Raw genomic sequence first — 1,630 nt, forward strand, 5'->3', positions numbered from 1 at the left:
ATCTCGCTGGCCGTCACCGCGGCCCCGTCGTCGCGGGCCGCCAGGTCCAGCAGGGTCGACAGCCGCTCCGCGCGGGCGAGCAGGGCGTGGGCAGCCGACGGATGACCCGGACCGAGGCCCGGCCCCGGTTCCTCTTCGCCGCGGTCGCGCAGCAGGGCGAGCACCTCGGGGCGAGCGCTGGCGATGTCCAGGTGCACCAGGGCGGCCGTCGTCGTGCGGATCGCGTTGCTGAGGTCGTGCTCGGCGGCGCGCAGCCCGGCGCCGGGCGGCGGCACGCTGGCCGCGGGCAGCACCCGCCAGTGCACCGACTCCAGCCGGCCTTCCAGCGCCGGACCGTGCACGACGACACTGGGGACGAGCAGCAGCGGCGGGGTCGGCCCGACGACGAGGACGGCCTCACCCGCGGTGATCGCGTCGCGGTTCACCTCCGGCGGGCCAGGCAGGCCGGCGACGTCACCCGGGGCGGGCAGAACGAGGCGCAGCCGCTGCGCGCCGGCAGTGCGCAGGGCGCCCAGGCCGAGGACGAGCGGCTCGTCGCCCAGGGTGTGCGGCGCGGCCTCGCCGCCGAGCGCGCGGTACACCTGCGTGATGACGTCGTCCAGTCCGACGAGCCCGGCAAGCCACGCGTTGCCCCAGCCGGTGAGGACGCCGGATCGGGGCGAGGCTGACAGGGCGGGAAGCACATTGCCTACCGTAGGCAATCGAGGGGCTCTCAGGCGCGCCGAGGGTGGCTCACGAGCCGATTTTCCGTGTGATAGGCGTGCCGGTCGTCGCCGGCGAGGCACCGCCCGGCCAGCCAGGGCAGGCCGACGCTGAGCAGCCAGTAGGAGTGCCGGAGCGCGCCCGGGGCCGTGACCTCGGCGTCTGGGCCGCCGGCGGCAGTCGGCCCGGAAGGCGCGCCGACAAGTGGTACCCCGGCCTGGGCGAGCCGGAGAGCGAACGCCTGCGCGATCAGCCGATGCCCGTGCGGCCCCGGATGGACCCGGTCGACGTCGAAGCTGGACCGCTGGCGCACGGCCGGATGACGGCCGAGGTCAACGACGAGCACGCCAGGATCGGCCCGGGCGGTGGCGCGCACGGCGGCGTTGAGGCGTCCGACCCGGTAGGCGAGAACGCGGGCCAGCGGCGCCGGTAGCGGCAGCAGCCGGCCGGGATCGGGCAGGGTCGCGGTGAGCACGACCGCCCCACCGGCGCGCAGCCGGCTCACCGTCCAGACCAGGTCCTGACGCACCCGAAGCGGGTCGAACGTCCGCTTGAGCACGTCGTTCATGCCCGCGACCACGGTGGCCACCTGTGGGTCGCAGGTGAGCGCGGCCGGTAGCTGGCGGGTGCGTACATCGCGGGCCGTCGCGCCGGTCGTGGCCAGGTTGGTGTAGTCGACGTCGCCGGGCGGTCCGAGGTGTTCGGCGAGCCGGGCGGCGAAGCCGCGGCCGTGGGCGGCGGTGCGGCGGTGCTCGCGACCCATGGTGACTCCGTCACCGAGCCCGACGGTGATGCTGTCGCCCAACGCGACGAAGCGTGTCGCGGGCGGGGGGCGCCGGTCTGACCGAGCTGCGGCCATGGAGGATGCTGCCTTCAGGCGGCCATCGGCGGTGCCGGCGGCACCGGGGCCGGCGCGGCGACCGCGGCG

General features: G+C 76.1%; 2 protein-coding genes. Both read right to left on the minus strand.

From position 1 onward, the window contains the following. Positions 1-683, minus strand: a 683-nt coding sequence (locus ND748_RS31575; RefSeq protein WP_251749948.1) for a hypothetical protein, incomplete at its 3' end; no start/stop codon positions are given. 29 nt (positions 684-712) lie between these two features. Further along, complete coding sequence (locus ND748_RS31580; protein WP_251749949.1) at positions 713-1,561, minus strand: SGNH/GDSL hydrolase family protein; 849 nt, start codon at positions 1,559-1,561, stop codon at positions 713-715. Between the last annotated feature and the right edge of the window lie 69 nt (positions 1,562-1,630).

The organism is Frankia sp. AiPs1, from assembly GCF_023716945.1.
Lineage (GTDB): Bacteria > Actinomycetota > Actinomycetes > Frankiales > Frankiaceae > Frankia.